Genomic DNA, 4437 nt, shown 5'->3' with positions numbered 1-4437 from the left:
TCTTTCATACTGATTTTAGTATATCAGATTCATTAAAATCTGTCCGAAAAAGTGTCTTAATTTATGAGACCATTATACTGCGGATTAACCGTCCATAGTAGATGGAAGCAGCAGAAGAAGGAAATTTTCGTTTTTTAATATGTGTTATGGGGTCTGACAGGACGCCGCTGCCGTTGCTGTCATAAATTTTCTTCAGAAAATCTGGGTTGAGTGATGTGGCGTTTACCACATTGCTGTATCCGTCATTCCAGTATAATGTATCGCCAGACATCGTTGTAAGCGAAAAAGAAAGAACATGGTTATCCGTACGCATCATGGAATTAATATCCGGCTGTATCTGCATTTTCTCGTAAGAAGACAACGTCCTGTCTTTTCCATTTTCCAAACATTTTAATATAGCATCATTGTAGTAAACCGATGAAGTAAGGTTGTTGAAGTGGCTGATTTTTTGCAGCAAATTCGATGCGGTTAATTCTAATATCTGCCGCTGGGATAAAATTTCAGCGTTCAGGGTTCTGTTTACTTCGAAACGATAAAGAAACAATGCCGTAATTATCATGGGAATGATAGCAGCAAAAATAAATATTTCTAATAACTGGATTTTTAGTGATATCTTTTTCGCTTTCATTAAATTACAATTCCGATCCTAATTCAAAAGAGTATTGGCTGTTAAAAAGATTGTATCATGTACAGTATAATATAATGAAAGAAAAAAAATACACTATTAAAAAAAATTAGTATTTTTTTCTAATAGTGTATAGAAATAAAATAAAATAAAAACCGCAAAAGGAGAATAATGAGTATGAAAGCATTTATACCTGCCAAAAGAGTTAAAGTTAAAAATATAAAAATAACAGAAGGTTTTTGGGGCGATATACAAAATATGATTATAAAAGAGGCGATACCCTATCAGGAAAAGATACTTAAAGATGAAGTTGCAGGTGCAGAAAAAAGCCATGCAATAGAAAATTTTAAGATTGCAGCAGGTATTTCTAATGGTGAATTTTATGGGACTGTTTTTCAGGATAGCGACGTTTCAAAATGGATTGAAGGCGTTGCATATTCATTGTCAGTCAAATCTGATCCGGAACTGGAAGAAAGAACAGATAAAATAATCAGTTATATAAAAGCGGCGCAGCAGGAAGACGGCTATTTGAATACATATTTTATTATCAAAGAGCCGGAGCATAAATGGCAGAATCTCCAGGAAGGTCATGAATTATATTGTGCAGGGCATTTGTTTGAAGCAGCTGCGGCATATTATGAAGAGACTGGGAAAAGAGAGCTGCTTGATGTGGCAATCCGATTGGCAGACCACATTGACCGACGGTTTGGGGACGATAAAATTTCGGGGATTCCGGGGCATCCAGAGGTGGAAATAGGGCTGATGAAATTGTATTTTATTACAGGGAATGAAAAATACAAGAAATTAGCGTCATATTTTGTAGAACAACGAGGGCAAGATCCTGATTTTTTTATGAAAGAAAAACAAAACAGAGGATGGACTTTATTTCATATGGATCCTTATGATCGAGAAAATGCACAATGTCATAAACCTGTGCGGGAACAGGACGAGGCGGTAGGACATTGTGTAAGGGCAGTCTATCTTTATACCGCCATGGCAGGACTGGCTATGGAAACGGAGGATGTAACGCTTTATGAGGCCTGTAAAAAATTGTGGAACAATATTGTCCGAAAAAAGATGTATATCACAGGCGGAATCGGTTCAACAGCCCGTGGAGAAGCCTTCACTCAAGCTTATGATCTTCCCAATGATACAGCTTATGCAGAAACATGTGCATCAGTTGCCATGGTTATGTTCGCGAAACAGATGCTGGATCTTGACCCGGATGCATCTTATGCAGATATTATGGAGAGGGAACTATATAACGGGGTAATGGGTGGAATGCAGTTGGATGGGAAAGGTTTTTTTTATGTCAACCCGCTGGAAACAGTCCGCGGAATATCCGGAGAACATTTTGGATTTGAGCATGTACTGACCCGAAGACCGAAGTGGTATGCATGTGCATGCTGCCCGCCTAATCTTGTGAGGCTTTTTATGTCAGTCGGAAAATATATTTGGACTGAGAAAAAAGAGATTATTTATTCACATTTGTTTATCAGTCAGACAGCAGAACTGGAGAAAGCTAAAATACAAGTTGACAGTAAATTGCCTTGGGATGGAGATGTGACATTTAAAATAGCATCAAAAACAGAGGAAAAGTGGACTCTTGCAGTCAGAATTCCAGAATATGCGGAAGGATTCCAGGTTATTTGTAATGGAGAGGAAGTAAATTATAAATCTACGATTAGCAAAGGCTACATCTATCTCGAAAGAAACTGGGGAGAGGACATACTTGAAATTCACTTTGGACTGAATATAAAAAAAGTTTATGCCAATCCTCAGGTGCGCGCCGATGCTGGATGTGTTGCATTTATAAGAGGGCCTATTGTGTATTGTTTTGAACAGGCGGATCAAAGAGAAAGCTTGCATAAATACAGAATTCCGAAGGATGTTCAGGCGGAGACTATGGTATGTAAAGAAGGAATTTTGAAAGATCTGGTCTTGCTTAAAGTTTCAGGAATGTGTCTGGAAGAATCGGATGACTTATATATGACTCAGATGCCACAGGCAAGTAATGTATTGCTGACAGCAATCCCATACTTCTCATGGGGAAATAGGGCAAAAGGGGATATGAGAGTATGGATGCCGGAAAAATAAAAATTCCACTTTTAAAAAAAATTAGTATTTTATTTACCAAAAAGAATTTATAGAATAAGGCTATAAAAGATATGAGCTCATAAAAACTTATAAAGGAGGAGAACAATGAGAAAACTTTACAAATTAAAGAGAAGAATATCTGTCGTTCTGGTGGGAGCGTTAGTGCTGGGAATGAGCGGAATAGCGTCAGGGTGCGGAAAAACCACAGGAAGTACGGAGACAACGAAAGAGGCACAAGGTGATGGCCCTATTGAACTTGTTTATTGGAATCAGTGGACTCAGGAAGCGGAAATGGAATTCCTGGAAAAATATATCGAGGAATATAATAATTCTCAGGACAAATATCATGTAACATTTCTTGCAATCCCGTTTGAGGAATACACAACGACAAAGCTTGCAACAGCATTTGCCACAAATGAAGCGCCGGATATCTTTGAATGTAGTCCTGCAATTATAAATCAGTATCTTGATGCCGGGGTTTGTGAACCACTGGATGATATCTTTACCGATGAGATAAAAAATGATTTTACAGAAGCTGCTTTTGACCGTGTATCAAGGGATGGACATATTTACGGAATTCCCTTGGATGGAGATCTGGTTGCACTATACTATAACAAAGAAATATTAGAAGAGCAGGGGGTAAAGCCGCCAACTACATGGGATGAATTAAAAGAAGCGGCTGCAGCATTGAATACGGACGAATATTCAGGTTTTACTTTCGAAGTCGATAAGGGCGACTGGCAGTGTTTTACCTTCTATCCTTTTGTATGGATGCAGGGGGGAAGTTTATTTACGGAAGATGGAATGGCAAACCTGAATTCAGATGAGGTAGTAAATGCACTCCAATTGTGGAAAGACCTTCTGAATTCAGGGAACTGCAACGAGACGCCGGGCAGATCCGTGTCAGACATCTCGATTTTGACAAATGGAGAAACAGCGATGCAGATCAATGGCAGTTGGTCCGTATTTCGTGCAGATCCGGAAAAGTATGGTGTAGTACCTCTTCCGGCAGTCGAAAAGGGCGGAGAAACAGCCAGTGTAGTTGGAGGATGGAATGTTTTGGTAAGCAATCAGAGCAGTGAGGAAAAAATTGCCGGTGCGAAGGATTTCATCTCATGGATGTGGTTAAACGTTGACCGTGTGACCGAATTTGATACGGATGCTAAATTTACTTACTGTATGAGAAATTCTGTAATTGAAGCGGGTAAAGATATTTATTATGTAAACGATAATGCTGCCGTATTCTCGGATGAAGTGCTTCCGACCGGGCAGCCGGAAATCGCCCTTTCAGGAGAAGCAAAGGAAATTGTGTCTACTATGATCCAGGATGCACTTTACAGCATGAGTGCGGAGGAAGCAGCTAATGCCGCACAGGAAAGCATGCTGCAATATCAGGAAAAAAGCGGATCTACATTTACCGGATAATGGGAAGGAAGAGGAGCATTTAGACGAAGGAGTAAGATCATGATGAAAAGAAAACATAAGCGTATAAAACACGAGACGGTGACCGCATATCTTATGATTGCTCCGGAAGTGATATTGATGGCTTTATTCATCTTTGTGCCGATATTATACGCATTATATATCAGCCTTTTTGACTGGAACGCGTTCGGCACAAAGATATTTACAGGAATCAGCTGATTATTCCGGGCGATTAGCCCATGCGCTGAAGCGCGTTCAGCGCACGGGTATCGCCGTTTAGCAAAGGCTGGTCG

Annotated in this window: 4 protein-coding genes; 3 read left to right on the top strand and 1 reads right to left on the bottom strand. The window is 39.6% G+C overall.

Going from position 1 to position 4437, the window contains the following annotated elements; all coding sequences use genetic code 11:
• Nucleotides 1-61: 61 nt before the first annotated feature.
• A complete protein-coding gene (locus GKG43_RS22505; protein ID WP_129880111.1) occupies nucleotides 62-628 on the bottom strand; it encodes a hypothetical protein in 567 nt (188 codons plus the stop codon).
• 174 nt (nucleotides 629-802) lie between these two features.
• Between GKG43_RS22505 and GKG43_RS22500 the strand changes: the two genes are divergently transcribed.
• The 3 genes from GKG43_RS22500 to GKG43_RS22490 all read left to right on the top strand — a co-directional run bounded on the left by GKG43_RS22500 (nucleotide 803) and on the right by GKG43_RS22490 (nucleotide 4363).
• Nucleotides 803-2722 carry a beta-L-arabinofuranosidase domain-containing protein gene (locus GKG43_RS22500; protein ID WP_129880109.1) on the top strand — a complete coding sequence of 640 codons (1920 nt, stop codon included), beginning with the start codon at nucleotides 803-805 and terminating at the stop codon, nucleotides 2720-2722.
• A gap of 105 nt (nucleotides 2723-2827) precedes the next feature.
• Nucleotides 2828-4147: an extracellular solute-binding protein gene (locus GKG43_RS22495; protein WP_050640632.1), complete on the top strand. Its 1320-nt coding sequence runs from the start codon at nucleotides 2828-2830 to the stop codon at nucleotides 4145-4147.
• A 39-nt stretch (nucleotides 4148-4186) separates the two neighbouring features.
• Nucleotides 4187-4363, top strand: coding sequence for a sugar ABC transporter permease (locus tag GKG43_RS22490; protein ID WP_129880107.1), 177 nt, complete (start codon nucleotides 4187-4189; stop codon nucleotides 4361-4363).
• The last annotated feature ends 74 nt before the right edge of the window (nucleotides 4364-4437 follow it).

Origin of the sequence: Eubacterium sp. BIOML-A2, from assembly GCF_009680135.1 — a bacterium.
Lineage (GTDB): Bacteria > Bacillota > Clostridia > Lachnospirales > Lachnospiraceae > Faecalicatena > Faecalicatena contortus_B.
This window is presented reverse-complemented; position numbering and strand designations above follow the sequence as displayed.